Source organism: Burkholderia sp. MSMB1835 (assembly GCF_001526365.1).
Classification (GTDB): domain Bacteria; phylum Pseudomonadota; class Gammaproteobacteria; order Burkholderiales; family Burkholderiaceae; genus Burkholderia.
The window spans coordinates 1-24,578 of record NZ_LOYP01000009.1 but is presented as its reverse complement, the minus strand read 5'-3'; the positions used below and the strand labels follow the sequence as shown (position 1 = coordinate 24,578).

Sequence of the window (24,578 nt, the reverse complement as noted above, 5' to 3'; positions counted from 1 at the left end):
TCGCGCGGCGGCTCAGCGCCGCACGATCTTGCGCCGCTGGGCGCTGATGCCCGCGTAGTCGGGCAGCGATTCGACGCGTTTGCCCGTCGCCTTCGCGTACAGCGGCATCAGGTCCGGCAGCCGGTTCAGCAGATCCTGGCGGCGGGCGCTGCTGTACGGGTGCGTGTAGATGAAGCCCGACGCCTTGTTCGCGCGCGTCGCGACCGCGAGCTTGTCCCACAGCGTGATCGCCGCGCGCGGATCGAAGCCCGCGCGTGCGGCGATGTCGCCGCCGATCACGTCGGCCTCGGTCTCGTCGGTCGGATCGTAGTGGAGCGACTGCAGGCGCTCGCCGAGGTTCAGCGCCTGCGGCAGCGGATCGCCGACGCCGAACAGCGGCGGCAGCGCGGCCGCGCGCAGCGACGTCTGCGAGGTCATGCTGAAATTGCTGCGCGCGTGTTCGCGCAGCGCATGCGCGATGCCGTGCGCGAGCAGCACGCCGAGCTCGTCGTCGTTCAGGCGCACGCGCTCGAGCATGCCGCCGTACACGAGCACCTTGCCGCCCGGCAGACAGGTCAGGCGGATGTCGCGCGAGCGGATCGCGTTGACGTCCCACGCCCAGCTTTTCACGCGGTCGTTCCACTTCACCGAATACGGCGCGAGCTTCGCGACGATCGCGCGCAGCCGCTTCACGCGCGGCTGGTTCGCGGGCAGCAGACGATTGCTGTCGGCGGCCGCCTGCACGATCTGCGCGTATTCGTTCGCGGTGAGCTGTTCGAGCAGCGGCGACGGGATCAGCGTGCGGAACGCGATCGCGTTGCCGTAGCGGACCTGCTGCGGCGTCGGCGTATAGGCTTTCGCCGGCACCGCGGCGCCGGTCGGCTGCGCGCCTTCCGCGGCGGACTGCGGAACGGGCGCGGCGGACGTGGCGGCGGCGGGCGGTGCCGCCTGCGCCGCGACCGGTGCGGAGCCCGCTGCCGTCGCGCCGGTGTCGGTCGCGTGCGCGAGCGTCGCGGCGAGTGCCGCGGCGCCGACGCTCAGCGAAGCCGCCGCGTGTGCGAGACGATGCAGGCGGTTACCGCGCACGGCTCGCCTCGCCGTTGCGTGCGGTGCCGTTCCACGGCGCGATCCTGAACAGCAGCAGCATGCCGGGAATCGCAAGCGCGGTACACACGATGAAGTAGTCGAACCAGCCGATCTTCGCGACGACGAAGCCGCTCGCGGCCGACGCGAGCGTGCGCGGCACCGACGCGAGGCTCGTGAACAGCGCGAACTGCGTGGCCGTGTAGCGCGGGTCGGTCGTGCTCGCGATGTATGCGACGAACGCGGCCATCGTCAGGCCGGTCGTGAAGGTTTCGAAGCCGTAGACGATCGCGAGCGCGACCGTCATCGGGCTGAATTGCGGCGTGACGGCGATACCGAACACCGACAGCGCGGCCGCGATCGCGTGGCTCGTCGACACCGTGAAGTCGTACAGCACCGCGAGCGCCGGCGAGCCGGGGCCGAGCTGCGCGAGCCATGCGAAGCCGAGTGTCGACACCATCTGCAGCGCGCCGAAGATCCACAGCCCGCGGCCGATGCCGATCCTCACGAGCCAGATGCCGCCGATGATGCCGCCGGCGACGCTCGCGACGAGCGCGGTGGTCTTCGCGACGATGCCGATCTCGGTGCGCGTGAAGCCGATGTCGAGGAAGAACGACGTCGACAGCGTGGTGGCCATCGTGTCGCCGATCTTGAACAGGAAGATGAACGCGATGACGAGCAGCGCGCCGGCCCAGCCGTCGCGCTGGATGAATTCGCGGAACGGCAGCACGATCGCATCGCGCAGGTTGCGCGGCGGTGCGCCGACCACTTCCGGCTCGCGCACGACGAGCGTCATCAGGATGCCCGGCAGCATGAACGCGCCGGTGATCGCGAACACGGCGTCCCACGGCAGATGGTCCGACAGGATCAGCGCGAGCGAGCCGGGGATCAGCGCGGCGAGCTTGTATGCGTTCACGTGCACCGCGTTGCCGAGGCCCTGCTCGGTGTCGCGCAGCAGCTCGCGGCGATACGCGTCGATCACGATGTCGGCGCTTGCGCCGAAGAACGCGACGAGCGTCGTGAGCGCGGCGACCGTCCAGATCGAGTCGCGCGGCGACACGAAGCCGAGCGCGGCGATCGCGCCCGCGACCAGCAACTGCGTGAGCAGCAGCCAGCCGCGCCGGCGGCCCGGCCGCCAGCCGGGCAGGCGCGGGACGTAGCGGTCCATCAGCGGCGCCCACAGGAACTTCCACGTATACGGGAACTGGATCAGCGCGAACAGGCCGATTTCCTTCAGGTTCACGCCCTCGGAGCGCAGCCATGCCTGCACGAGGTAGACGAGCGTGAAGAGGGGCAGCCCCGACGTGAAGCCCAGGAACACGCAGATCAGCATGTGCGTGTTCAGATAGGCGCGCCAGCCGGGGTGATCCTCGTGAGCGGTGAGTGCGGGCGCCTCGTGTGGCGTTTTCGACATGGAATGGAACTGGGTAGCGTTGACTGATGGCGGCGGCAGCGCAGGCGGCGCGGACGGCGCAGGAGGGGCGGCCGCGCACGCGGGCGGGCCGGATCTTCCGTCAACGGCTCCCCGGCTCAGCTGCGCTTGACGCGATAGACAGCAAGACTACCACGCCAGTTCGCTCCCCATCGAATCGGCTGGCCTTCGTGCAGCACGACGCGGTCGAGGATCGTGACGCCGACCTCGGGCGCGAGCGCCTCGAAATCCTTGATCGTCAGCACCCGCACGTTCGGCGTGTTGTGCCACTGGTACGGCAGCGATTTCGACACCGGCATGCGGCCCTGCAGCACCGACAGCCGGTGCGACCAGTAGCCGAAGTTCGGGAACGACACGATGCACTCGCGGCCGACGCGCGCCGTTTCGCGCAGGATCGCGGCCGTCTGGTGGATCGTCTGCAGCGTCTGCGACAGGATCGCGATGTCGAAGCTGTGATCCTCGAACAGGCGCAGGCCGTCCTCGAGGTTCTGCTGGATCACGTTGATGCCGTTCTTCGCGCTTGCGAGCACGCCCGCGTCGTTCAGCTCGATGCCGTAGCCGGTGACGTCCAGCTCCTCCATCAGCAGCGCCAGCAGCGAGCCGTCGCCGCAGCCGAGATCGAGCACGGTCGAGCGCGGCTCGACCCAGCGGGCGATCGTGCGGAAGTCCGCGCGCGCGGACAGGGAATTCAGCGCTTGCTGGTTCATGCTCCCACCTCGAGGGCGATTCGTTCGTAATACGCACGGATCAGGTTGTGATAGCGCGCGTCGTCGAGCAGGAACGCGTCGTGGCCGTGCGGCGCATCGATTTCCGCGTAGCTGACCGTGCGCTTGTTGTCGAGCAGCGCCTTCACGATCTCGCGCGAGCGCGCCGGCGCGAAGCGCCAGTCGGTCGAGAAGCTCGCGATCAGGTATTTCGCCTGCGTGTGCGCGAGCGCGGCCGTCAGGTTGCCGTCGAACGCCTTCGCCGGGTCGAAGTAATCGAGCGCGCGCGTGATCAGCAGGTAGGTGTTCGCGTCGAAGTAGTCGGCGAACTTGTCGCCCTGGTAGCGCAGGTACGACTCGACCTCGAATTCGACGTCGAAGCTGAAGTTGTACGCGTCGAGCGCGCCGTCCGCACGGCGCAGCGCGCGGCCGAATTTCTCGGCCATGTCGTCGTCCGACAGGTAGGTGATATGACCGATCATCCGCGCGACGCGCAGGCCGCGCTTCGGCTTCACGTCGTGCGCGTAGTAGTCGCCGCCGTGGAAATCGGGATCGGACAGGATCGCCGAGCGCGCGACTTCGTTGAACGCGATGTTCTGCGCGGACAGCTTCGGCGTCGACGCGATGTCGATGCAGTGCGCGACGCGCTCCGGATACATCAGGCTCCATGCGAGCGCCTGCATCCCGCCGAGGCTGCCGCCCATCACCGCGGCGAAGCGCTCAATGCCGAACGCATCGGCGACGCGCGCCTGCGCGTGTACCCAGTCCTCGACGGTGACGACCGGAAAGCGCGCGCCGTACGGCTTGCCGGTCGACGGATCGATGCTCATCGGGCCGGTCGAGCCGAAACACGAGCCGAGGTTGTTCACGCCGATCACGAAGAAGCGGTTGGTGTCGAGCGGTTTGCCGGGGCCGACCATGTTGTCCCACCAGCCGGTGCTGCGCGGATCGTCCGCGTAGACGCCGGCGACGTGATGCGACGCGTTCAGCGCGTGGCAGACGAGCACCGCGTTCGAGCGCGCGGCATTGAGCTCGCCGTACGTTTCGACGACGAGTTGATAGTTGCCGAGCGCGCTGCCGCTTTGCAAGCGCAGCGGTTCGGCGAAATGCATGGTCTGTGGAGCGACGATGCCGATCGATTCCATTCGTTCCGCCTTATGACTGGGCGGCTAAACGGTGTCGGCGAGGCGCGGAGTCGGAGATGCGCGGCTGACGACCTCTTTAGCCGCATTTGTAGTGAACCGCCGGGACGAAGACGAAACCAAGGCCCCGGCCGGTTCGCGCGCCCGCAATCGAGTCAGCAAATCGGCGCGCTTCCGACCTGCCGCCACCGGGCGGCAAGTCGGCAAAGTATAGCGGAAATTGCGCGGAACGCCGATTCGGGCGGGTGAGGGGCGCTCATCGGCCCGGTGTCGACGCCGGGCCGCCGGCATGAAGCGGGACGCCGAACCGTACCGCGTCACCAGCGGTACTTCGCCGCCAGCTCGCCCTTGACCACCGCATAGTCGGACAGGTTCGCTTCCACGCCGAGCCCGGCCGAGATCGCGAAGCGTTTCGACAACTGGCCCGTCGCGCCGATCCGGAACGCCGCCCGGTCGCGCGGCACACTGAACGAGAACGCGTTGCGATCGAGCGTCAGCGATCGCGAGCCGGGGCCATGCCACCAGTTCGCCTCGATGAACGGCCGCAACTCGCGCCCGGACGGCATCGCGGTTACACCGTGCACGCGTACGCCGAGCCGGGTCAGCACGTCGGTCGAGCCCTGCCCGTCGAGACGGCCGCCCGGTGTGTCGTGCGCGGCCGCGTGATAGTCGGACACGACGAGTTGCGCCTCGGGCTCGACGAAGAACCGCGTATCGCCGCGTTCGTAGAACGGGATCGAATAGCCGGTCTCGACCGATCCCGTCACGGTGCGCGAACGGTACGAATCCCCGGCGAGACTGCCGCCGACGCTGTTCGCGTACGCGCCGTACATGAACCACGTATCGACGTAGGGGCCGGACAGGATGTCGCGATTGCCGTACCACGTGCCGTACAGCCCGACGTTGTAGCCCGCGACGCTGCCGCGCGCGGTGGCGTCGGCCATGCGGTGCTCCACCGCATTCCACAGCGGACGGGTCGACCAGCTCGTCTGGCTGGCGTACATGCCCATCGCGCCGACGCGCACGCTGCCGCCGCGGCCGTCGTCGAAACGGAACAGGTCGGCGCCCGCGTGGATCAGGCGGCCGTTGCCCGACACGCTGCGCGCGCCACCCGACATCGACGTGAACTGGCCTTCGGCGCGCACCCACACTGCGCCGTCGAGCGGGCCCGACGTCGAGCCGGTGGTGCGCAGCGTGCGGTCCTCGCGTTGATGCAGGCTGTGGATCGCCATCATCGCAGCCGCGTCGGCGTTCGCCAGATACGCATCGGGTTCCGGTGCGACGGCACTGGAGGGCGGGGGCGGTGTCGTCCCCGGGAGGTTCGGCGAGTTGCCGTCATTGCCGCCGCTCTCCCCCGGCGGTGCCGGCGGCACGGGCGGCTCCGGCGGCCGAGGCGGCTCGGGCTTCGCGGCCGAAACGAGGTACCAGTCTTCCGCGTGGCCGCCATGGCCGCCGCGCGCGAGCATGTAGTCGTAGCCGCCGGCCGACAGCGTGCCGAAACCCTGCCGATAGCCATCCGATGCCGCATCGAGTGCGAATGCCGACGCTTCCGTCGTGCCGCCGTTACGGGTTTCGACGACCGGGATGCCGATCGTCGTTTGCGCGCCGTCGCCGCCGGCCCGCTTCACGATGATGTCCGTGTTGCCCGATGCGTGACCGCCGTCGATCACGAGGCGGTCGGTCGGCGACGTATCGTCGCGCAGCGTCGTATGGATCAGCAGCTTGCCGTTGTGCGCCGCGTAGTCGCCGGTGACGACGAGCGTGCGCGGCGCGCCGGCGGCGGGCGGTGCCGTGAACGCGATCGTCGAGTCGTTCAGCGCGACGGAACCGACCGTCGAGTCGCCGGTGACGGACCAGCGGCTGCCGGCGTCGAGCGACAGTGCGCGCACCGCGTCGGTTGCGCCGGCCCACACGGCGGCGCGGGACAGCGCGACGTCGGTGACCGCGTGCGTCGCGCTGCCGTCGTCGGTCGGAAGATTCACGATGTCGCCGTCGGCCTGCGCGCCCGTGTCGAGCGTCAGATGCACGGGGGCGCCGGACGCCGCGTTCACCGACAGCAGCGTGCCGTTGCCGCCCGTGACGCGCGTGCCGTTGCGCAGCGAGATGATCGCATCCGATGCTTCGATCGCGCCGTGCCGACCGCTGACGAGCGTGCTGTCATCGGCCGTCAGCATGCCGCCATGGACGCTCGCGGCCGACGCGCCCGTACCGGTCGTTCGTACGTCGGCGTGCGACAGGTCGATCGTGCCGTTGGCGGTTGCCCGGAGCGCCGTGCCGCCGACGCCGCTCGTCGTGACCGTTGCGTCCGTGAGCGCTGCCACGGAGCCGGCGCCGCTGGCGAGCACGCCATATGCGCGTTCGCCGCTCGTCGCGATCGCGCCGCGACTGACGGCGATCTGGCCGCCGAGCCGTGCGACGGCGCCGATAGCACGGTCGCCGGTGGTCGTCACGTCGGTGTCGCTTGCGCGCACGATCGGCGCGTCGACGCCTTCCTTCGATGCATACAGCCCATGCGCGCTGACGCCTTGCGTGTGCACACGCGTGCGCACGAGGTCGACCTGGCCTTGCCGCGTGTCGACACCGAGCGCGACGTTGCCCTCGGTGTTCAGACGCGCGTCGCTGTACGTGACGGACGACGCGCCGGGGATGAACAGCGCGGACGCATAGTCGCCGCTCGTCCGGACGTCGACGTGAGCGAGCGTCGCGCGAATGTCGTCGTAGCTGACGAACGTGCCGTAAGCGAAGTCGCCGCCGGTACGGATCAGCGTGTCCGTGGCGTTCACGACGGCGCCCGGCGCGAAGTTCACCGCGATGCCGTGCGCTTCGCGGCCGCGCGTGACGATGGCGCTGCCGGCAATGTCGACGCGGCTGCCGCTGACGTCGAGGTAGACGCCGTGCGCATTCTTTCCGTCGGTGTCGATCGAAACGTTCTCGGCGGTCGCGCTGCCGCCGAGGCGGGCGTCGATGCCGGTCGCGAGGAAACCGCGCGTCCGGATTTCGATGTCGCGCAGCGCGATGCGCGAGCCGTCGCCGGTGACGGAGGCGCCCGCCGACGAAGCGCCGGTCGAGAACAGGCGCGTCTTGCCGGTGGTGGCGAGCACGCCGCCGTTGACGGCGGAGAATACCGGCCTGCCGTAGTCGGTCGTCGAATAGTCGCCGGGGGCCACCTCGAGTGCGACACCGTCCGCGCGTTGCGCGCCGCCGTTCGTGATCTGCGCGGACGACGGCCACGGCATGATCGCACCGGCAAGCAGAGCGACACGCGCGAGCTGCGTTGCGCGCGTGGACGGCAGCGCATGGCGCGGCCCGGCCCCTTCGCACCGTCTGCCAGGGGACGTTTGAAAATGCTGAAACTCGCGATACACGCTGTTTGCTCCCGTTGTATTTTTGAACGGGTGAAAATTAGCGTGATTGGGCCGAATGCGAAATTGGACGAGTTCGAATTACGATGTGCCCGGCGCAGCGGCGGGCCGCGAGCGGCGCTGCGCGCGTCAGACGCCGGTCACTGCAGGATCAGCCGCAAATGCGCATCGGCCTGTTCGCTCGGCGGTTTCTGAAATCCGCCCTTCGCGAAACGGTGCCACCGGCCGATCACGTAACTGACGAGCAGATTCGCGCGAGCCGCGGGATCGTAGTCGGCCGGCAGCACGAACGGTGTTGCGCCGTCCTGCGGCGCATTCGCTTCCGTGCGCGCGACGCGCAGGCATTGCTTGATCGTCGCCTCGATGCGGTCGAGCAACTGGTTCACGCGTTCGGTCAGGCGCTCGTCCTCGCCGACCAGCGCCTCGCCGGTCAGCACGCGCGTCATCCCGGGGTTCTTCGTGGCGAAATTGAGCATCGTCAATGCGATCGTGCGCGCCTGCAGCACGCCGTTCGGCTCCTTCGCGACGATCTGGTTGACGAGCCCGAACAGCGACTGCTCGATGAACTCGATCAGCCCCTCGTACATCTTCGCCTTGCTGGGGAAATGCCGGTACAGCGCGGCTTCCGACACGTCGAGCCGGGCCGCGAGCGCGGCCGTCGTGATTTTTTCGGGTTTCGGCGCCTCGAGCATGGTCGCGAGCGTCTGCAGGATCATGACGCGGCGCTCGCCCGGCTTCGGGCGCGGGCGGGACGGCGTGGCGTGGCTTTCCGTTACGGCTTGGTCCTGCGGGTGAGTCGGCTGCATTTTTGTCGCCCCGATCGAGTGCCCAGTCGCAGCGATTTTAACGAACGAATGCGCTGGTCGACGTAATGCGGGCGGCCGGTGTTCGGCAAATGGCTCGGCAGGTGGCCCGTGATCCATACCGTGCCGATGCCGAGGCGCTTGTAGTGCTTCAAGTGGCTGCGGGTATCCTCGACGAGGATCGCGTCGGCCGCACGCGCATGCGCGGCGCGCAGTATCCGGCGCAGCATCGTGTGATCGGGCTTCGCGCGCCACGCACGGCGGTCGCGCATGTGCTCGATCGCGATCACGCGCTCGAACAGCCGCTCGATGCGCAGCTCGCGCAGCACCGCGCGCGCGTAGTTCTCCGGCGCGTTGGTCAGCACCAGCTTGCGACCCGGCAGCGCGGCGACGATGCGCGCGAGGCCGCGCTCGGCGCGCACCATCGCGGGCAGGTCGGAAAACGTGTGGACCACGCGCAGGAAGTCGTGCGGGTCGATCGGGTGATGACGGGTGAGGCCGAGCAGCGCGGCGCCGTAGCGCTCGGTGTAGCCGTTGCGCAGGCGATCGGCTTCGGCGCGCTCGACCTGCAGCGCGTCGACGATGTATTGCGTCATCGCGCGATTGATCTCGGGAAAGATCGCGTGCGACGCGTGATGAAGCGTGTTGTCGAGATCGAACAGCCAGACCGGCGCGCCGGCGCGCGGCCGGTGGCGCGAGATGCGCCGGCGTCGCAGCGACGCCGGCAGGTGGGGGCTGGCAGGCGGGCGGCGCGCGCTCAATGCGAGCGGATCATCGTGCCGAACGGCTGCTCGGTCAGGATTTCCAGCAGCACCGAATGCTCGATCCGGCCGTCGACGATGTGCACCGACTTCACGCCGCTCTTCGCGGCGTCGAGCGCCGACGAGATCTTCGGCAGCATGCCGCCGGAGATCGTGCCGTCCTCGAACAGCGCGTCGATCTCGCGCGCGGACAGATCGGTCAGCAGGTTGCCGTCCTTGTCCATCACGCCCGGGATGTTGGTCATCATCAGCAGCTTCTCGGCGTTCAGCACGGTCGCGAGCTTGCCCGCGACGAGATCGGCGTTGATGTTGTACGACAGGCCGTCTTCGCCGAAGCCGATCGGCGAGATCACCGGAATGAACGCGTCGTCCTGCAGCGCCTTCACGACCGCCGGGTTGATCGCCTCGACTTCGCCGACCTGGCCGATGTCGATGTACTGGCCCGGGTTGTCGCGATCCGGCATCAGCAGCTTGCGCGCGTGGATCAGGCCGCCGTCCTTGCCCGTGAGGCCCACCGCGTGGCCGCCGAAGTGGTTGATCAGCATCACGATGTCCTGCTGCACTTCGCCGCCGAGCACCCATTCGACGACTTCCATCGTCTCTTCGTCGGTGACGCGCATGCCCTGGATGAAGGTGCCGGCCTTGCCGATCTTCTTCAGCGCGTGATCGATCTGCGGGCCGCCGCCGTGGACGATCACCGGGTTGATGCCGACCAGTTTCAGCAGGATCACGTCGCGCGCGAAGCCCTGCTTGAGCCGCTCTTCCGTCATCGCGTTGCCGCCGTATTTGATGACCACGGTCTTGCCGTGGTAGCGACGGATGTACGGCAGCGCCTCCGCGAGGATTTCTGCTTTCAGCGTGGGGGCGATCTGCGAGAGGTCGATGGGCTCGGACATGGCGGCGGCTCTGGCTGGGAACGGTTGAAACAGGGCGAATTGTACAGGAGTGGCGCAGCGCAGCATCGGGTTTTTGGGCCGGCCGGAACACCGGCGGCGCGGCGCGGCATCGCACGCGGCGGCCCGCCGGCTATGGCGCGGCACGATTCGGGGCGCCGTCGCGCGGCGGGCGCCGGCGGGCGGGCGCGCATGCGTTGGCGGGCACCGCGGCCGGGCGGCCGGCGTGCAAAATTCAGCCGCCGCGCTATGCTTGTCGCGTGGGGCGATGTCCCGCCCGCTTCCGCGACTGCGCCATGACCGATTCCGCCGCCGACGCCCGTTCCGTCCCGCGCCGTGCGCGCTGCCCGCACTGCGGGCGCGGCTTCGACTGCGGCGCGCACACGCAGCCGTTCGACTGCTGGTGCGCGTCGATGCCGATGCTGCCCGGCGGCACGCCGCCCGCGGCCGGTGCGCGGTGCCGATGCCCCGAGTGTCTGGCCGACGAGATCGCGCAGCGCATGGCCGGCGAGGCCGGTTGACGCGGCGCGCCGCGCACGCGTGCCGCCCGTTCGCACGCGTGGATCCGGCCCCGCTAGGGGCGCCGGGCGCTAAACGGGTAAACTGCCCGGATGCAACGAATCACCACCACCGGGCGCGTCAACCTCAGTCACCTGTTCTGGCTCCGCAATCTCGCGATCATCGGCCAGCTCGTGACGATCGGCGTCGTGCAGACCTATTTCGGCGTGCATCTGCCGCTGCCGGCGATGCTGATGGTCATCGCGCTCGAAATCGTTTTCAACGCGCTGACCTGGGTGCGCGTGCTGCGCGCGCGGCCCGAGACCAATTTCGAGCTGCTCGGCCAGCTGTGGGTCGACCTCGGCGCGCTGTCCGCGCTGCTGTTCCTGTCGGGCGGCACGACCAATCCGTTCGTGTCGCTGTACCTGCCGTCGCTCGCGATCGCGGCGGCCGTGCTGCCGTGGCACCTGATGATCTGGCTCGCGGCGTTCGCGGTCGCGTGCTACGCGGCGCTCGGCTTCGATTCGGTGCCGCTCAACATGGACAACCCGGCGAACCTGTTCGATTACTACCGGACCGGCATGTGGGCGAACTTCATGGTCAGCGTCGGGCTGATCGCGTGGTTCGTCGCGCGCATGTCGAATGCGCTGCGCCAGCGCGACGCGGCGCTCGGCGAGGCGCAGCAGCACCTGCTGCGTGACGAGCGGGCCGTCGCGCTCGGCGTGCAGGCCGCCACCGTCGCGCACGAAATGGGCACGCCGCTGTCGACGATCGCGATGCTCGCCGAGGAGTTGCGCGACGCGGCGCGCGCCGATCCGGGGCTGGCGCGCTACGAGGCCGACCTGAAGGTGCTCGAGGAACAGATGACGCTCTGCACGTCGGCGCTCGCGCGCCTGCGCAGCCGCGCGAGCGCGCCGGCGAGCCGCCAGCCGGTGGACGACTGGCTCGACACGTTCGTCGAGCACTGGCGCCTGCGACATCCGCACGTGCAGTTCGAACTGCTCGGCGCGCGCCCGTCGGGCGTCGCGCTCGACGATACGGTCGCGGCCGGCCAGATCCTGACGATCCTGCTCGACAACGCCGCGCGCGCGAGCCCGCAGCGCGTGACGCTCGCCGCGAAGGTCGCGCACGACCGCGCGACCGACGAAATCGAATTCGAGGTATGCGACGACGGGCCCGGCATTCCGGCCGCGCTGCGCGAATCGCTCGGCGCGATGCCGGTCGACAGCACGCAGGGCGGGCACGGCGTCGGCCTGTATCTCGCGTTCAGTGCGGCCGCGCGGCTGGGCGGCGAGATCGAACTGTCCGATGTCGCGCCGCGTGCGGCCGGCGGCAACGGGCGGGCGGCCGGTGCGGCGAATGGCCACGCGGCGGCCGCATCGGGACAACGCACGGGTGCACGCGCGGCCGAACGGCCAGCCGGCACGCCGGACGGCCGCCCGGCCGGCGCCGCGCCCGGGCGCGGCACGCGGGCCGTGCTGCGCCTGCCGGTCGCGCGTGTCGCGATGCCGGCTGCCTCAACCAACACGTAGACGGAGAAACCCCATGAGCGAGAACAATTTCCTGGTGATCGACGACAACGAGGTGTTCGCGGGCACGCTCGCGCGCGGCCTCGAGCGCCGCGGTTACGCGGTCCAGCAGGCGCACGACAAGGAGGCGGCGCTGCGGCTCGCCGCAGGCGGCAAGTTCCAGTTCATCACCGTCGACCTGCATCTCGGCGAGGATTCGGGGCTGAGCCTGATCGCGCCGTTGTGCGACCTGCAGCCCGATGCGCGGATCCTGGTGCTGACCGGCTACGCGAGCATCGCGACCGCCGTGCAGGCCGTGAAGGAAGGCGCCGACAACTACCTCGCGAAGCCGGCGAACGTCGAGTCGATCCTGGCCGCGCTGCAGACCAACGCGACCGAAGTGCAGGCCGAGGAGGCGCTCGAGAACCCGGTCGTGCTGTCGGTCGACCGGCTCGAATGGGAGCATATCCAGCGCGTGCTGGCCGAGAACAACAACAACATTTCGGCGACCGCGCGGGCGCTGAACATGCACCGCCGCACGCTGCAGCGCAAGCTCGCCAAAAAGCCGGTGCGGCAGTAAGCGGCGACGCGCCGGCGCGCACGCACGCCGGGTGGCACGGGCGTCGCGCGATGCGATCGGGAGCGACGCAACGCGACGCGCTACGGCGCAGCCGCGCCGCGCTGTCCCGCACGAAGCCGCGAGCGCGGCCACGGGCGCGCACCAACGAAAACGGGCGGCCCGCGGGCCGCCCGTTTCGCTGTCGCCGCCGCGCGCGTTACAGCACATAGCGCGACAGGTCTTCGTCCTGCGACACTTCGCCGAGCGCGCGGTCGACATACTGCGCGTCGATCGTCACGCGCTCGCCGGCGTGGTTGCCCGCCGAGAACGACACTTCCTCGAGCAGCTTCTCGATCACCGTGTACAGCCGGCGCGCGCCGATGTTCTCGGTTTTTTCGTTGACCGCGAACGCGATCTCGGCGAGGCGCCGGATACCGTCGTCGGCGAATTCGAGTTGCACGTCCTCGGTGGCGAGCAGCGCCTGGTACTGCTTGACGAGGCTCGCGTCGGTCGCGTCGAGGATCGCCTCGAAGTCTTCGACCGACAGCGAATCGAGCTCGACGCGAATCGGGAAGCGCCCCTGCAGTTCGGGAATCAGGTCGCTCGGCTTCGCGAGGTGGAATGCGCCGCTCGCGATGAACAGGATGTGATCGGTCTTCACCATCCCGTACTTCGTGTTGACCGTCGTGCCCTCGACGAGCGGCAGCAGGTCGCGCTGCACGCCCTGGCGCGACACTTCGCCGCCGCTGCCTTCGTTGTTGCGCGACGTGATCTTGTCGATCTCGTCGAGGAACACGATGCCGTTCTGCTCGACGTTCTGCACGGCCTTCGTCTTCACTTCCTCTTCGTTCAGCATCTTCGCCGCTTCCTCGTCGGTCAGCAGCTTCAGCGCTTCCTTGATCTTCACCTTGCGGCGCTGCTTCTTGCCGCTGCCGAGGTTCGAGAACATCGAGCGGATCTGCTCGGTCATCTCTTCCATCCCCGGCGGCGCCATGATGTCCATGCCGACGGTCGGCTGCTCAAGGTCGAGCTCGACTTCCTTGTCGTCGAGCTGGCCTTCGCGCAGGCGCTTGCGGAAGGTCTGGCGCGTTGCGTTGTTGTCGTCGTTCGCGTGCTCGGCATTGCCGCCGAAGCCCACCGCGCGCGGTTGCGGCAGCAGGATGTCGAGGATGCGGTCTTCGGCCTGGTCGGTCGCCTTGCTGCGCACCTTGCGCATTTCGGCTTCGCGCGTCTGCTTGACCGAGATCTCGATCAGGTCGCGCACGATGCTGTCGACGTCGCGGCCGACGTAGCCGACTTCGGTGAACTTGGTCGCCTCGATCTTGATGAACGGCGCATCGGCGAGCTTCGCGAGGCGGCGCGCGATTTCGGTCTTGCCGACGCCCGTCGGCCCGATCATCAGGATGTTCTTCGGGGTGATTTCCTGGCGCAGCGGGTCGGCGACCTGCTGGCGGCGCCAGCGGTTGCGCAGCGCGACGGCGACGGCCTTCTTCGCCTTCGCCTGGCCGATGATGTGCTTGTCGAGTTCCGAGACGATCTCGGCAGGGGTCATGGTGCTCATGGTGCGGTCCTTACTCGATCGTTTCGATGATGCGGTTGTGGTTCGTGTAGATGCACATGTCGCCGGCGATCTCGAGCGATTTCTCGACGATCTCGCGCGGCGACAGCTCGGTGTTCTCGGCGAGCGCGCGGGCCGCGGCCTGCGCGTACGCGCCGCCCGAGCCGATCGCGCAGATCCCGCCTTCCGGATCGAGCACGTCGCCGTTGCCGGTGATCACGAGCGTGGTGGTCGCATCGGCCGTGATCAGCATCGCCTCGAGGCGGCGCAGCATCCGGTCGGTCCGCCAGTCCTTCGCGAGCTCGACGGCCGCGCGGGTGAGATTGCCCTGGTGCTTCTCGAGCTTCGCCTCGAAGCGGTCGAGCAGCGAGAACGCATCGGCGGTGCCGCCCGCGAATCCGACCAGAACCTGGTTGTTGTAGATCCGCCGCACTTTCCGCGCGCCACCCTTCATGACGATGTTGCCGAGGGTTACCTGGCCGTCGCCGCCGAGCGCGACCTTGTCGCCGCGCCGGACCGAAACGATGGTCGTGCCGTGAAATTGCTCCATCTGCGTTCCTTGAGAAAAACGGGGAAGAGTCGGGCGGCGCGAGGGGCCGCCGCGTGAATCCGCGGTGCGCCGGGAAGCGGCCCGGCGCACGTCCGTTTCATTTTAGGGCGGGCGCCGGGATATCAAGAGGGGGAGGCAAATCGGCCGGCGGCCGGGAGCCGGCGCCGGAAAAACAAAAAGCGCGCGGCAGGCCGCGCGCTTCCGGGAAGCAGCGTGTCTGAGCGGAATGCCCGCTCGATCAGTCGCCGAACAGCTTCTGGCGCAACTCGCGGCGCTCCTGCGCCTCGAGCGACAGCGTGGCGGTCGGACGCGCGAGCAGGCGCGGAATGCCGATCGGTTCGCCGGTTTCCTCACACCAGCCGTAATCGCCGGAATCGATGCGGGCGAGCGACTGCTGAACCTTCTTGAGGAGCTTGCGTTCGCGATCGCGCGTACGCAACTCGAGCGCGTGCTCTTCCTCGATCGTCGCGCGGTCGGCGGGATCGGGGACGATCACCGTCTCGCGCAGGTTCTCGGTCGTCTGGCCTGCATTCTTGAGGATGTCCGCCTGCAACTGTTCGAGCCGATTTTTGAAGAAGGCGAGCTGATCCTCATTCATGTAATCCTTGTCGCTCATCTTCAGGATTTCGGCTTCGGTCAAGAGTTTCTTCGTCATCTGCTTGCTTCTTCAATGTGCGGCAAATCAAGAGATAGTGCCTGCACTTTGGGATTACCCGCAACCGCGCTTGCAATCATTTGCGATTTGCCGCCGCGGGGCCGAAAGCCTCTGGAAACCGGTTCTCAAATACCAGGGATAGGCCTGGCGCTGATTTGCGCGCGCTGCGAACCGGTGTGCTGCGCGGCAGATCGCATCGGCCGCGGCCGGGAGGCGGATGGGCGATCCGGCGCGGTTGCGATGCCCGGATATGGTTCAGCAAGAACCGGGCCTGTTTGTTGCCGTACTCCAGCGGGCACGTATTGTAACTGAATCGCAAGCGGGCGCCGTATCGGGTCGATCCCCGTCGGCCACGCCAATATCTAGAAAATATAACGCGCAAATCGCGAAAAAGCGATGACGACGAAACCCTGCCCGGAAAAGGCGCCGCGCGGCTGCTGCGGCCGCCTGCGAAGGCGGCCGGGCAGCGGTGGAGGGCAGGCGCCCGCGCGGATCAGGCGAGGCAGGCGTCGAGGCCGTCGGTGATCAGGTCCTGCGGCAGGTCGACGCCGATGAACACCATCTTGTTGGTCTTCTTCTCGGCCGGCAGCCACTTGGCCGCGAGGTCGCTGCCCATCATCTGGTGCACGCCCTGGAACACGACCTTGCGGTCGACGCCCTTCATGTACAGCACGCCCTTGTAGCGCAGCATCCGCTCGCCGTAGATCTGCAGGATGCCGCCGAGGAAGTCTTCCAGCTTGTTCGGGTCGAACGGGCGGTCGTTGCGGTACACGAACGACTTGATCTTGTCGTCATGGTGCGCGTGGTGGTGATCGTGGTGGCCATGGCCGTGATCGTGCGCGCATTGGCCGTGATCATGGTCGCAACCGGCGTGATCGTGATCATGGTCGTGATCGTGGTGGGCGTGCGCGTGATCGTCCTCGGCGAGGAAGTCGGGATCGATCTCGAGCTTCGCGTTCAGGTTGAAGCCGCGCAGGTCGAAGATTTCCTTGATGTCCGCTTCGCCGAAATTCACGATCTTGATCGCGGCCTTCGGGTTCATGTGCATCAGGCGGTGCTTGAGGCCGGCGACGGTCTCGCCGTCGACCAGGTCCGACTTCGTGATGAACAGGCGGTCGGCGAAACCGACCTGGCGCTGCACCACTTCGTGTTCGTCGAGCTGCGCGTTCGCGTGCTTCGCGTCGACCAGCGTGATGACCGCGTCGAGCAGGAAATCGTCGGCGATTTCGCTGTCGATGAAGAAGGTCTGCGCGACCGGACCCGGGTTCGCGAGGCCGGTCGTCTCGATCACGATGCGGTCGAAGTCGAGCTTGCCTTCGCGCTTTTTCGCGGCCAGATCGCCGAGCGCGCGGGCCAGATCGCCGCGGATCGTGCAGCAGATGCAGCCGTTGCTCATCTGGATGATCTGCTCGTTCGAATCCTGCACGAGGATTTCGTTGTCGATGTTCTCTTCGCCGAACTCGTTCTCGATCACGGCGATCTTCATGCCGTGCTGTTCGTTCAGGATGCGCTTGAGCAGCGTCGTCTTGCCGCTGCCGAGGAAGCCGGTAAGGATGGTGACGGGAGTGGCCATGTCGGTCGCCTGTGGTTCGTGAATCGGGGTCAAAACCAGGATGTGCGTCGCGCCCTCGCGCTGCGAGCCGGGGCGCACAACCATCCATTGAAACATACCTGTCAAGCCCCCGCCCGTCGTCCGGACGACAGGCGAAAGCGCTGTGCCGCCAACCGGGCGGGGCGGGCGCGGTCGTCCGCGCTAGATCGGGGCGATCAGACGATTTGCAACAGCAGGCCCTTCAGATATTCGCCTTCCGGGAACGCGGCGAGCAGCGGATGATCGACGCCCGCGCCGAGCCGCTTCAGGATGCGCGCGTCGACCTTCGCGTCGGCGGCCGCGCCCGCGACGATCTTCTGGAACAGGTCCATGTCGATCGCGCCGGAGCACGAGTACGTGAACAGCAGGCCGCCCGGGCGCAGCAGTCTGAAGCCGCTCAGATTGATGTCCTTGTACGCGCGCGCCGCGCGATCGACGCTGTCGCGGGTCGGCGCGAACTTCGGCGGATCGAGCACGATCAGGTCGAAACGCTCGCCTTCGTCGACGAGGCGGCGCAGCGTCTTGAACGCATCGGCATCGAGCCAGGTCGCGCGCGCCGCGTCGAAGCCGTTGGCCACGACGTTCTGCTGCGCGAGCGCGAGCGCGTCGCCCGACGAGTCGATCGACACGACGCGTTTCGCGCCGCCCTTGAGCGCCGCGAGCGAGAAGCCGCCGGTGTAGCAGAAGCAGTTCAGCACGTCGCGGCCGGCCGCGTACTGCGCGACGAGCGCGCGGTTGTCGCGCTGGTCGACGTAAAAGCCGGTCTTGTGGCCGTTCGGCACGTCGACGTGATAGCGCACGCCGTTTTCGTTCGCGATCAGCGTCGCGGGCGGCGCGTCGCCGGCCAGCACGCCGGTCGTCTGCTCGAGCCCTTCCTTGTCGCGGATCGACACGTCCGAGCGCTCGTACACGTTCGGGCAGCCGGTCGCGCCGACGAGCGCCGCGACGATCGCGTCCTTCCACGCTTCGACGCCGGCCGCCATGAACTGGCACACGAGCTGGCCGCGCGGCGTCGCGCCGGCTTCGGCGGTATCGGCGACGTAGTGGTCGACGATCAGCCCCGGCAGCCCGTCGGCTTCGCCGAACACGAGCCGCACCGCGCCCGTGCCCGACACCATCGTCGTGCGGTGCGCGACCGCGCGCTGCACGCGGCGCTTGAAGAACGCGTGATCGATCGGCTCGTTCTCGTCGAAGCTCCACACCCGCACGCGGATCTGCGACTGCGGGCTGTACGCGCCGCGCGCGAGAAAGCGGCCGTCGTGCGCGCGCACGAGCACGGTCGCGCCGGGCGCGGGCTTGCCGTCGACGCGGTCGATCGCATTGGCGTAGATCCACGGATGGCGGCGCAGCAGCGATTTTTCCTTGGACGGCTTGAGGGTGACGGTTTGCATGATGAGATCGAAAGGGGCCGGGCGCGACGCCGGCCGATGCCGGCCGCCGCGCGCGGCGGATAGCACGGGACGCGCGTCAGTCGCGCTTCTTCGCGCGCGGATGCGCGCTGTCGTAAATCTTCGCGAGATGCTGGAAGTCGAGCGACGTATAGACCTGCGTCGCGGCGACGCTCGCGTGGCCCAGCAGTTCCTGCACCGCGCGCAGGTCGCCGCTCGACTGCAGCACGTGCGTCGCGAACGAGTGGCGCAGCACGTGCGGGTGGACGTTGGCGGGGATGCCGGCGGCGAGCGCCGCGCGCTTCACGCGTTCGCGCACGACGCCCGGCGACATCCGGTTGCCGCGCACCGACACGAACAGCGGATGCGGATCGTGCTTCACGAATTCGCCGCGCACCGCGAGCCACGCGTTCAGCGCGTCGATCGCCTTGCAGCCCACCGGCACCTTGCGCTCCTTGTTGCCCTTGCCGCGCACGGTGACTTCGGCTTCGGCGAGATCGAGCCAGCCGGCCGAGCGGTAGCCGTCGGCCTGCGCGTACCCGACATCGAGCCCGACCAGTTCGGCGAGGCGCAGCCCCGACGAATAGAACAGCTCGAGGATCGCGTGATCGCGAATGCCTTCGGTCGTGTCGGGCAGCGGCGTATCCATGAGGGCGACCGCATCGTCGACCGACAGCGCTTTGGGCAGCGATTTCTCGCGCTTGGGCGCGCGTACCCCGGCCACGGGATTCGCGGGCATCTCGATGCGCTGCGCGAACCAGCGATAGAACGCGCGCCATGCGGAAAGCCGGTGCGAGATCGAGCGCGCGGACAGCCCGGCCGCGTGCGCGCGCACGACCGCGCCGCGCATGTCGGCGGCGCTCAATGCTTCGAGCGGGCGGCCGGCCGCGAGCTTCTTCAGTTCGTCGAGTTCGTGCGCGTACCCGCGCAGCGTGTGTTCCGACAGCTGCCTGACGTGCTTCAGGTTCGACAGGTAGGCGGCGATCGGATCGTCGGTCATTGCGTGCGGCGAATCAGTGCGGCAGCAGGCGCGTGAGCGCGGCGCTCGCGAGCGTCGCGATCTGCGCGAGGAAGTCGGTGGCCATCCCGTCGTGGAAGCGGCGCGGATCGGGCGAACCGAGCACCAGCAGGCCGAACGCGGGCGCGTCGTTGCCGGCGAGCGGCGCACGCAGCGCGAGCAGCGCGACCGACGCGGCCGAGCCGTCGCCGGCCGGCGCGGCGTCGGCGCCCTCCGCCGCGCTCGCGGCCGGGGCGGCGAGCGCGGGCGCGAGCCACTGGGCGGCCTCGAAGCCCGTGTTCGCGCCGCAGTACGGCGTCGACAGGCCGTTCGTGAACAGGCGCACTTCCTCGCCGACCTGGCGTGCGAAGTCGGCTTGCGCGTAGGTGTCGGCCACATCCCACACGCGCACCGCCGTTTGCGGCACGTCGAACACGTCGGCGATGCCGTCGGCGATCGTGCGCGGCAGCGCGTACGGATCGCGCTCCGCGATCACGCGCGCGGTCCAGCGGCTGAACTTCGCGGACAGGCTGTCGTTCTCGTGCCCGTAGCGCACGAGCTCGGCGAGCCGGCGTTCGAGATGCTTGTTCTTGTCGCGCAGCATCTCCATCTGCCGCTCCTGCAGCGAGATCGCGGCCTTGCCGTGCGGGTTCGCGAGGCGGATCGTCGCGAGCAGCTCGGCGTGCTGCGCGAAGAATTCGGGATTGGCGAGCAGGTAGTCGGCGACTTCGCGATCGTTCATGTGGCTGGAGCGTTCAGTGTTATCAAGGACGTTGCAGGGTCAGGCGGTCAGGTCGATCTCGCCTTCGAACACGGTCGCGGCGGGGCCGGCCATCGTCAGCGCGGCGGCTTCGTCGCGCGCGCCGTCCCAGCCGATCGTCAGCGTGCCGCCGTGCGTGTGCACGGTCACCGGCGAATCGAGCAGGCCGCGCCGGATGCCGGCCGCGACCGCCGCGCACGCGCCGGTGCCGCACGCGAGCGTCTCGCCCGCGCCGCGTTCGTACACGCGCAGCTTCACTTCGCGGCGCGACACGATCTGCATGAAACCGGCGTTCACGCGCTGCGGGAAGCGCGCATGGCGCTCGATCAGCGGGCCTTCTTCCAGCACCGGATACGCTTCGGCGTCGTCGACGACCTGCACCGCGTGCGGGTTGCCCATCGACACCGTCGAGATCCAGCGCGTCGCGCCGCCGACGTCGAGCGGCCACAGCGTGTCGTTGCCGTCGGCCCGGCCGTCGAGGCCCGATGCATCGAACGGCACCTGCGCCGGCGCGAACACGGGCGCGCCCATGTCGACGACGACTTCGCCGTTGTCCTGCATCGTCAGCGTGATCAGGCCCTTCATGACCTGCACGCGCACGCTGCGCTTGTCGGTCAGGCCGCGGTCGCTGACGAACTTCACGAAACAGCGCGCGCCGTTGCCGCAGTGCTCGACCTCGCCGCCGTCGCAATTGAAGATCCGGTACTTGAAATCCGCGCCGTCGACGGTCGGTTTCTCGACCAGCAGCAACTGATCGGCGCCGATGCCGAAGTGGCGGTTGGCGAGCGCGCGCACCTGCGCATCGGTGAGCGGCGGCAGCGCGCGCGAATAGCCGTCGAGCACGACGAAGTCGTTGCCCGCGCCGTGCATCTTGGTGAACGAGAGTTTCACTGGGTCCGGAATTCCATGGCGAACAAGGCGGTCGGCACGGACGGCCGGCGGCCACGCCGGGGCGGCCTCGTTCGTCGTGCTGATCTCAACCGCAAATGATACATGCAGCCGACAGGGGCGTCCTGCGTGGGCGACCGGTTTGTACCGCGGGCGAAGGCGGGCAGGGAGCGGTATCTGCCGATCGGTCGACTGGTCGCATGCGAGGCGGGTGGGCAAATTGGTGCGGTGTGGCGAACCTGTCGCGGCGGGCGCAAGGCTCGGCGAAAACAGCGGATGGGCGGGACGCGCACTTTCGTACAGGTCAAATTGACAGCGCAATCAAGCGATTCGTATAGTGTGGCTATACGCATGGGCCATGCTGTCGGCATCGCGACTCGAATGTGGGAGATCCATGATCAAGTCGTGGCAGCACAAGGGGCTGGAAGCGTTTTTCACGAGCGGGAACAAGGCGGGCATCCGGCCCGACCATGCCCCGAGGTTACGGCGCCAGCTCGCACGTCTCGACGCTGCGAGCCGGCCGCTCGACATGAACGTGCCGGGCTGGCGCTTTCACGGCCTGGCCCGAGGGCTGGACGGCCATTACGCGGTGAGCGTGAGCAGCAACTGGCGTTTGACGTTCAGCTTCGACGGAGCCGATGCCGTCCTGGTCGATTACCAGGACTACCATTGAGGTGATTCAAGCCATGACTCGCATCTTCAATCCACCGCATCCGGGCGAAGCGCTGCGCGAGGACGTGCTACCGGCGCTGGGCCTGACTGTCACCGAGGCTGCCGCGCAACTTGGCGTCACGCGCGCGGCGCTGTCGCGCATCCTGCACGGCCATGCAGGAATCTCGCCGGAAATGGCGCTGCGCCTCGAGGCATGGCTCGGCGAGGAGAATGGCGGCCGTGCGGATCTGTGGCTCGCGCAGCAATCCGCCTACGATCTGTGGCAGGCACGCGCGAAAGGCGTGCCGAAGGTAACCAGAGTGCGGACGCGCGCATGACCGTGCGCCCGCAGGCCGATGCTGGTCAGTACAGGCTCGGCTCGCCGGGCGGGCGCGTCTTGAAGCGCTTGTGCACCCAGTAATACTGCTCGGGCATCAGCGGAATCTGTTCCTCAAGGAATTCGTTCATCCGCCGCGCGTCGAGATCGTCGTCGCCGGTCGGGTAGTGATCCCACGGCTTGAATACCTTCAGACGGTAGCCCTTGTAGTTCGGCAGCACCTCGCCGATGAACGGCACGACCTGTGCGCGGCCCGTCTTCGCGAGCCGGCCGACGGCCGTCAGCGTGCACGCCGGCACGCCGAAGAACGGCACGAACGTCGAGTTGCGCAGCCCGTAGTCCATGTCGGCGCCGAGCATCACCGGCTTGCGGTCGCGCAGCCAGCGCAGCACGACGCGCGCGCTGTCCGCGCGACCGACCATCTCGGCGTCGAAGCGCCCGCGCGCCTTCTTCGCCTCTTCCTCGAGCACCGCGTTCGAGAACGGCTGGTACAGCGATCCGCAGCGGCGCTGCAGCGACCGGTTGAGCCAGATCGAACCGGCTTCGATGCCGACGAAGTGCAGCCCGAGGAACAGCGTCGGCGGCAGGTCGGGATCGGTGAGATCGACCGCGCTGTCGACCTGGATCAGTTTCGCGAGCTTTTTCTCCGAGCCGAACCACTGCACGCTGCGCTCGACGTAGCTGCGGATCGCATGGCGGAAATGCCGGCCCGCCACGTCCTCGCGCCGCTCGTCGCTCCAGTCGGGGAAGCAGAGTTTCAGATTCGTATGTACGATGCGCTTTCGCCGGCTGGGGATCTGATACAGCAGCCAGCCGAGGCCGTCGCCGAACCGTGCGGTGAGACCGTACGGCAGCAGGGCGAGCAGCTTCAGCAAGCCGATGGCGAGGTGCGTGCCGAGGCGGCCTAGCATGCGGAAGCTCCGTAGGGCCGGCAGGCCGGCACGTTGCGAACAGGGTGGTGAGACAGCGGAAGATGCAGCACGGGCGGCGCTCTGTGACAATTCAGGAAAGCCGCTATAATACGGGCTTCGCCGAGTTAACTGACAACTTGCGGGGCGAAGCCGGCTGGCGCGACACGCGCTGCCCGGTCCTGGTAATCCGCTAAAGCGTCGCCGCTTCAGGCCCAACGAAGCTGGCTACGTGAAACCAACCGTAACCACACAGGAGCCTGAAAAAGTGGCAAACGATTATCTCTTCACGTCCGAATCCGTCTCCGAAGGCCATCCGGACAAGGTCGCGGACCAAATCTCGGACGCGATTCTCGACGCCATCCTCGAGCAGGACAAATATTCCCGCGTTGCGGCCGAAACGCTGTGCAACACGGGTCTCGTCGTGCTGGCCGGTGAAATCACCACGACGGCCAACATCGATTACATCCAGATCGCGCGCGACACCATCAAGCGCATCGGCTACGACAACACCGACTACGGCATCGACTACAAGGGTTGCGCGGTGCTCGTCGCGTACGACAAGCAGTCGCCGGACATCGCGCAAGGCGTCGACCGCGCGCATGACGACAACCTCGATCAAGGCGCGGGCGACCAGGGCCTGATGTTCGGTTACGCATGCGACGAAACGCCGGAACTGATGCCGCTGCCGATCTACCTGTCGCACCGTCTCGTCGAGCGCCAGGCCAGCCTGCGCCGCGACGGCCGCCTGCAATGGCTGCGTCCGGACGCGAAGTCGCAGGTGACGGTCCGCTATGTCGACGGCAAGCCCGATTCGATCGACACCGTCGTGCTGTCGACGCAGCACGCGCCGGACATCGAGCTGCCCGCGCTGCGCGAAGCCGTGATCGAGGAAATCATCAAGCCGACGCTGCCAGCCGACCTGATCAAGGGCGACATCAAGTTCCTCGTGAACCCGACCGGCCGGTTCGTGATCGGCGGCCCGCAGGGCGATTGCGGCCTGACCGGCCGCAAGATCATCGTCGACACGTACGGCGGTGCCGCACCGCACGGCGGCGGCGCGTTCTCGGGCAAGGATCCGTCGAAGGTCGACCGTTCGGCTGCCTATGCCGGCCGCTACGTCGCGAAGAACATCGTCGCCGCCGGCCTCGCGTCGCGCGCGCTGATCCAGGTGTCGTACGCGATCGGCGTGGCCGAGCCGACCTCGGTGATGGTCAACACGTTCGGCACGGGCCGCGTGTCGGATGCGGTGATCACGAAGCTCGTGCGCGAGCATTTCGACCTGCGTCCGAAGGGCATCATCAAGATGCTCGACCTGCTGCGCCCGATCTACGAGAAGACCGCAGCTTACGGCCACTTCGGCCGCGAAGAGCCGGAATTCTCGTGGGAAGCGACCGACAAGGCGCTCGCGCTGGCCGAAGCGGCCGGTGTGGAGCCGACGGCACGCGTCGCGTAAGCGTCGTTCGCCTGAAATGAAAAACCCCGGCCAGGCCGTAATGCCGTTCAGTTAAGCGACTGAACGGCATTTTTGTTTGCGCCAACTTGTTGTAAACGGGGCGTGGCGATGTTAA

At 68.0% G+C, this 24,578-nt stretch carries 23 protein-coding genes; 6 read left to right on the top strand and 17 right to left on the bottom strand.

The window, feature by feature from the left end; genetic code table 11:
- Positions 1-12 precede the first annotated feature (12 nt).
- The 8 genes from WS96_RS04805 to argB all read right to left on the bottom strand — a co-directional run bounded on the left by WS96_RS04805 (position 13) and on the right by argB (position 10,162).
- A complete protein-coding gene (locus WS96_RS04805) occupies positions 13-1,065 on the bottom strand; it encodes a M48 family metallopeptidase (protein ID WP_059830993.1) in 1,053 nt (350 codons plus the stop codon).
- The gene (locus tag WS96_RS04800) at positions 1,055-2,476 is read right to left on the bottom strand and encodes an AmpG family muropeptide MFS transporter (protein ID WP_059830991.1); all 1,422 of its coding nucleotides are present in this window, start codon (positions 2,474-2,476) and stop codon (positions 1,055-1,057) included. The genes WS96_RS04805 and WS96_RS04800 overlap by 11 nt, the downstream gene beginning before the upstream one ends.
- Positions 2,477-2,592: 116 nt before the next feature.
- The gene (metW, locus tag WS96_RS04795; RefSeq protein WP_034208677.1) at positions 2,593-3,201 is read right to left on the bottom strand and encodes a methionine biosynthesis protein MetW; all 609 of its coding nucleotides are present in this window, start codon (positions 3,199-3,201) and stop codon (positions 2,593-2,595) included.
- A complete protein-coding gene (gene metX, locus WS96_RS04790; RefSeq protein WP_034208676.1) occupies positions 3,198-4,343 on the bottom strand; it encodes a homoserine O-succinyltransferase MetX in 1,146 nt (381 codons plus the stop codon). Before metX ends, metW begins: the two co-directional genes overlap by 4 nt.
- 314 nt (positions 4,344-4,657) lie before the next feature.
- Entirely contained in the window at positions 4,658-7,576 is a 2,919-nt protein-coding gene (locus tag WS96_RS04785) for an autotransporter family protein (protein WP_156443575.1), read from the bottom strand.
- 266 nt (positions 7,577-7,842) lie between these two features.
- Entirely contained in the window at positions 7,843-8,508 is a 666-nt protein-coding gene (gene slmA / locus WS96_RS04780) for a nucleoid occlusion factor SlmA (RefSeq protein WP_059830990.1), read from the bottom strand.
- The gene (locus WS96_RS04775; protein ID WP_059830988.1) at positions 8,475-9,266 is read right to left on the bottom strand and encodes a pyrimidine 5'-nucleotidase; all 792 of its coding nucleotides are present in this window, start codon (positions 9,264-9,266) and stop codon (positions 8,475-8,477) included. Before WS96_RS04775 ends, slmA begins: the two co-directional genes overlap by 34 nt.
- Positions 9,263-10,162 (bottom strand): acetylglutamate kinase, encoded by a 900-nt coding sequence (argB, locus tag WS96_RS04770; RefSeq protein ID WP_006490510.1) that lies wholly within the window; start codon positions 10,160-10,162, stop codon positions 9,263-9,265. The genes WS96_RS04775 and argB overlap by 4 nt, the downstream gene beginning before the upstream one ends.
- A 293-nt stretch (positions 10,163-10,455) precedes the next feature.
- Here argB and WS96_RS04765 point away from each other — a divergent pair, with 293 nt between their 5' ends.
- From WS96_RS04765 to WS96_RS04755, 3 genes are all read left to right on the top strand, one after another.
- Positions 10,456-10,680: a cysteine-rich CWC family protein gene (locus tag WS96_RS04765; RefSeq protein WP_034208671.1), complete on the top strand. Its 225-nt coding sequence runs from the start codon at positions 10,456-10,458 to the stop codon at positions 10,678-10,680.
- Between the two features lie 90 nt (positions 10,681-10,770).
- A complete protein-coding gene (locus WS96_RS04760; protein WP_059830987.1) occupies positions 10,771-12,189 on the top strand; it encodes an ATP-binding protein in 1,419 nt (472 codons plus the stop codon).
- Between the two features lie 13 nt (positions 12,190-12,202).
- The gene (locus WS96_RS04755) at positions 12,203-12,745 is read left to right on the top strand and encodes a response regulator transcription factor (protein WP_006483687.1); all 543 of its coding nucleotides are present in this window, start codon (positions 12,203-12,205) and stop codon (positions 12,743-12,745) included.
- 196 nt (positions 12,746-12,941) lie between these two features.
- Here WS96_RS04755 and hslU read toward each other — a convergent pair whose 3' ends face one another.
- The 8 genes from hslU to dapF form a co-directional block, all read right to left on the bottom strand.
- A complete protein-coding gene (gene hslU / locus WS96_RS04750; RefSeq protein WP_059830985.1) occupies positions 12,942-14,285 on the bottom strand; it encodes an ATP-dependent protease ATPase subunit HslU in 1,344 nt (447 codons plus the stop codon).
- A 10-nt stretch (positions 14,286-14,295) separates the two neighbouring features.
- On the bottom strand, positions 14,296-14,832 hold the full coding sequence (gene hslV, locus WS96_RS04745) for an ATP-dependent protease subunit HslV (protein ID WP_006760749.1): 537 nt from the start codon (positions 14,830-14,832) through the stop codon (positions 14,296-14,298).
- Between the two features lie 238 nt (positions 14,833-15,070).
- A complete protein-coding gene (dksA, locus tag WS96_RS04740) occupies positions 15,071-15,487 on the bottom strand; it encodes an RNA polymerase-binding protein DksA (protein WP_006477498.1) in 417 nt (138 codons plus the stop codon).
- 493 nt (positions 15,488-15,980) lie between these two features.
- Positions 15,981-17,060, bottom strand: coding sequence for a CobW family GTP-binding protein (locus WS96_RS04735; protein ID WP_059830982.1), 1,080 nt, complete (start codon positions 17,058-17,060; stop codon positions 15,981-15,983).
- A gap of 194 nt (positions 17,061-17,254) precedes the next feature.
- The gene (locus WS96_RS04730; protein WP_034208667.1) at positions 17,255-18,469 is read right to left on the bottom strand and encodes a class I SAM-dependent rRNA methyltransferase; all 1,215 of its coding nucleotides are present in this window, start codon (positions 18,467-18,469) and stop codon (positions 17,255-17,257) included.
- 76 nt (positions 18,470-18,545) lie between these two features.
- Positions 18,546-19,466 (bottom strand): tyrosine recombinase XerC, encoded by a 921-nt coding sequence (xerC, locus tag WS96_RS04725; protein ID WP_059830980.1) that lies wholly within the window; start codon positions 19,464-19,466, stop codon positions 18,546-18,548.
- Positions 19,467-19,479: 13 nt separating this feature from the next.
- Positions 19,480-20,205, bottom strand: a complete 726-nt coding sequence (locus WS96_RS04720) for a DUF484 family protein (RefSeq protein WP_059830978.1) — start codon at positions 20,203-20,205, stop codon at positions 19,480-19,482.
- A gap of 39 nt (positions 20,206-20,244) precedes the next feature.
- A complete protein-coding gene (dapF, locus tag WS96_RS04715) occupies positions 20,245-21,114 on the bottom strand; it encodes a diaminopimelate epimerase (protein ID WP_059780766.1) in 870 nt (289 codons plus the stop codon).
- A 391-nt stretch (positions 21,115-21,505) separates the two neighbouring features.
- On the opposite strand from dapF, the gene WS96_RS04710 reads away from it, so the two are divergent.
- The gene (locus WS96_RS04710; RefSeq protein ID WP_059830976.1) at positions 21,506-21,784 is read left to right on the top strand and encodes a type II toxin-antitoxin system RelE/ParE family toxin; all 279 of its coding nucleotides are present in this window, start codon (positions 21,506-21,508) and stop codon (positions 21,782-21,784) included.
- Positions 21,785-21,797: 13 nt separating this feature from the next.
- Entirely contained in the window at positions 21,798-22,100 is a 303-nt protein-coding gene (locus WS96_RS04705; protein WP_034208662.1) for a HigA family addiction module antitoxin, read from the top strand.
- A gap of 25 nt (positions 22,101-22,125) precedes the next feature.
- On the opposite strand, the gene lpxL is transcribed toward WS96_RS04705, so the two are convergent.
- A complete protein-coding gene (gene lpxL / locus WS96_RS04700) occupies positions 22,126-23,010 on the bottom strand; it encodes a lauroyl acyltransferase LpxL (protein ID WP_059791056.1) in 885 nt (294 codons plus the stop codon).
- 265 nt (positions 23,011-23,275) lie between these two features.
- On the opposite strand from lpxL, the gene metK reads away from it, so the two are divergent.
- Positions 23,276-24,463, top strand: coding sequence for a methionine adenosyltransferase (metK, locus tag WS96_RS04695; protein WP_006482984.1), 1,188 nt, complete (start codon positions 23,276-23,278; stop codon positions 24,461-24,463).
- Positions 24,464-24,578: the final 115 nt, after the last annotated feature.

What these genes read in the sequence shown, in the direction of transcription:
- WS96_RS04800 (WP_059830991.1), bottom strand. Translation starts at nt 2,476, where the DNA reads ATGTCGAAAACGCCACACGAGGCGCCCGCACTCACCGCTCACGAGGAT.
- metW (WP_034208677.1), bottom strand. Translation starts at nt 3,201, where the DNA reads ATGAACCAGCAAGCGCTGAATTCCCTGTCCGCGCGCGCGGACTTCCGC.
- metX (WP_034208676.1), bottom strand. Translation starts at nt 4,343, where the DNA reads ATGGAATCGATCGGCATCGTCGCTCCACAGACCATGCATTTCGCCGAA.
- WS96_RS04785 (WP_156443575.1), bottom strand. Translation starts at nt 7,576, where the DNA reads ATGCCGTGGCCGTCGTCCGCGCAGATCACGAACGGCGGCGCGCAACGC.
- slmA (WP_059830990.1), bottom strand. Translation starts at nt 8,508, where the DNA reads ATGCAGCCGACTCACCCGCAGGACCAAGCCGTAACGGAAAGCCACGCC.
- argB (WP_006490510.1), bottom strand. Translation starts at nt 10,162, where the DNA reads ATGTCCGAGCCCATCGACCTCTCGCAGATCGCCCCCACGCTGAAAGCA.
- WS96_RS04765 (WP_034208671.1), top strand. Translation starts at nt 10,456, where the DNA reads ATGACCGATTCCGCCGCCGACGCCCGTTCCGTCCCGCGCCGTGCGCGC.
- WS96_RS04760 (WP_059830987.1), top strand. Translation starts at nt 10,771, where the DNA reads ATGCAACGAATCACCACCACCGGGCGCGTCAACCTCAGTCACCTGTTC.
- WS96_RS04755 (WP_006483687.1), top strand. Translation starts at nt 12,203, where the DNA reads ATGAGCGAGAACAATTTCCTGGTGATCGACGACAACGAGGTGTTCGCG.
- hslU (WP_059830985.1), bottom strand. Translation starts at nt 14,285, where the DNA reads ATGAGCACCATGACCCCTGCCGAGATCGTCTCGGAACTCGACAAGCAC.
- hslV (WP_006760749.1), bottom strand. Translation starts at nt 14,832, where the DNA reads ATGGAGCAATTTCACGGCACGACCATCGTTTCGGTCCGGCGCGGCGAC.
- dksA (WP_006477498.1), bottom strand. Translation starts at nt 15,487, where the DNA reads ATGACGAAGAAACTCTTGACCGAAGCCGAAATCCTGAAGATGAGCGAC.
- WS96_RS04735 (WP_059830982.1), bottom strand. Translation starts at nt 17,060, where the DNA reads ATGGCCACTCCCGTCACCATCCTTACCGGCTTCCTCGGCAGCGGCAAG.
- WS96_RS04730 (WP_034208667.1), bottom strand. Translation starts at nt 18,469, where the DNA reads ATGCAAACCGTCACCCTCAAGCCGTCCAAGGAAAAATCGCTGCTGCGC.
- xerC (WP_059830980.1), bottom strand. Translation starts at nt 19,466, where the DNA reads ATGACCGACGATCCGATCGCCGCCTACCTGTCGAACCTGAAGCACGTC.
- WS96_RS04720 (WP_059830978.1), bottom strand. Translation starts at nt 20,205, where the DNA reads ATGAACGATCGCGAAGTCGCCGACTACCTGCTCGCCAATCCCGAATTC.
- WS96_RS04710 (WP_059830976.1), top strand. Translation starts at nt 21,506, where the DNA reads ATGATCAAGTCGTGGCAGCACAAGGGGCTGGAAGCGTTTTTCACGAGC.
- WS96_RS04705 (WP_034208662.1), top strand. Translation starts at nt 21,798, where the DNA reads ATGACTCGCATCTTCAATCCACCGCATCCGGGCGAAGCGCTGCGCGAG.
- lpxL (WP_059791056.1), bottom strand. Translation starts at nt 23,010, where the DNA reads ATGCTAGGCCGCCTCGGCACGCACCTCGCCATCGGCTTGCTGAAGCTG.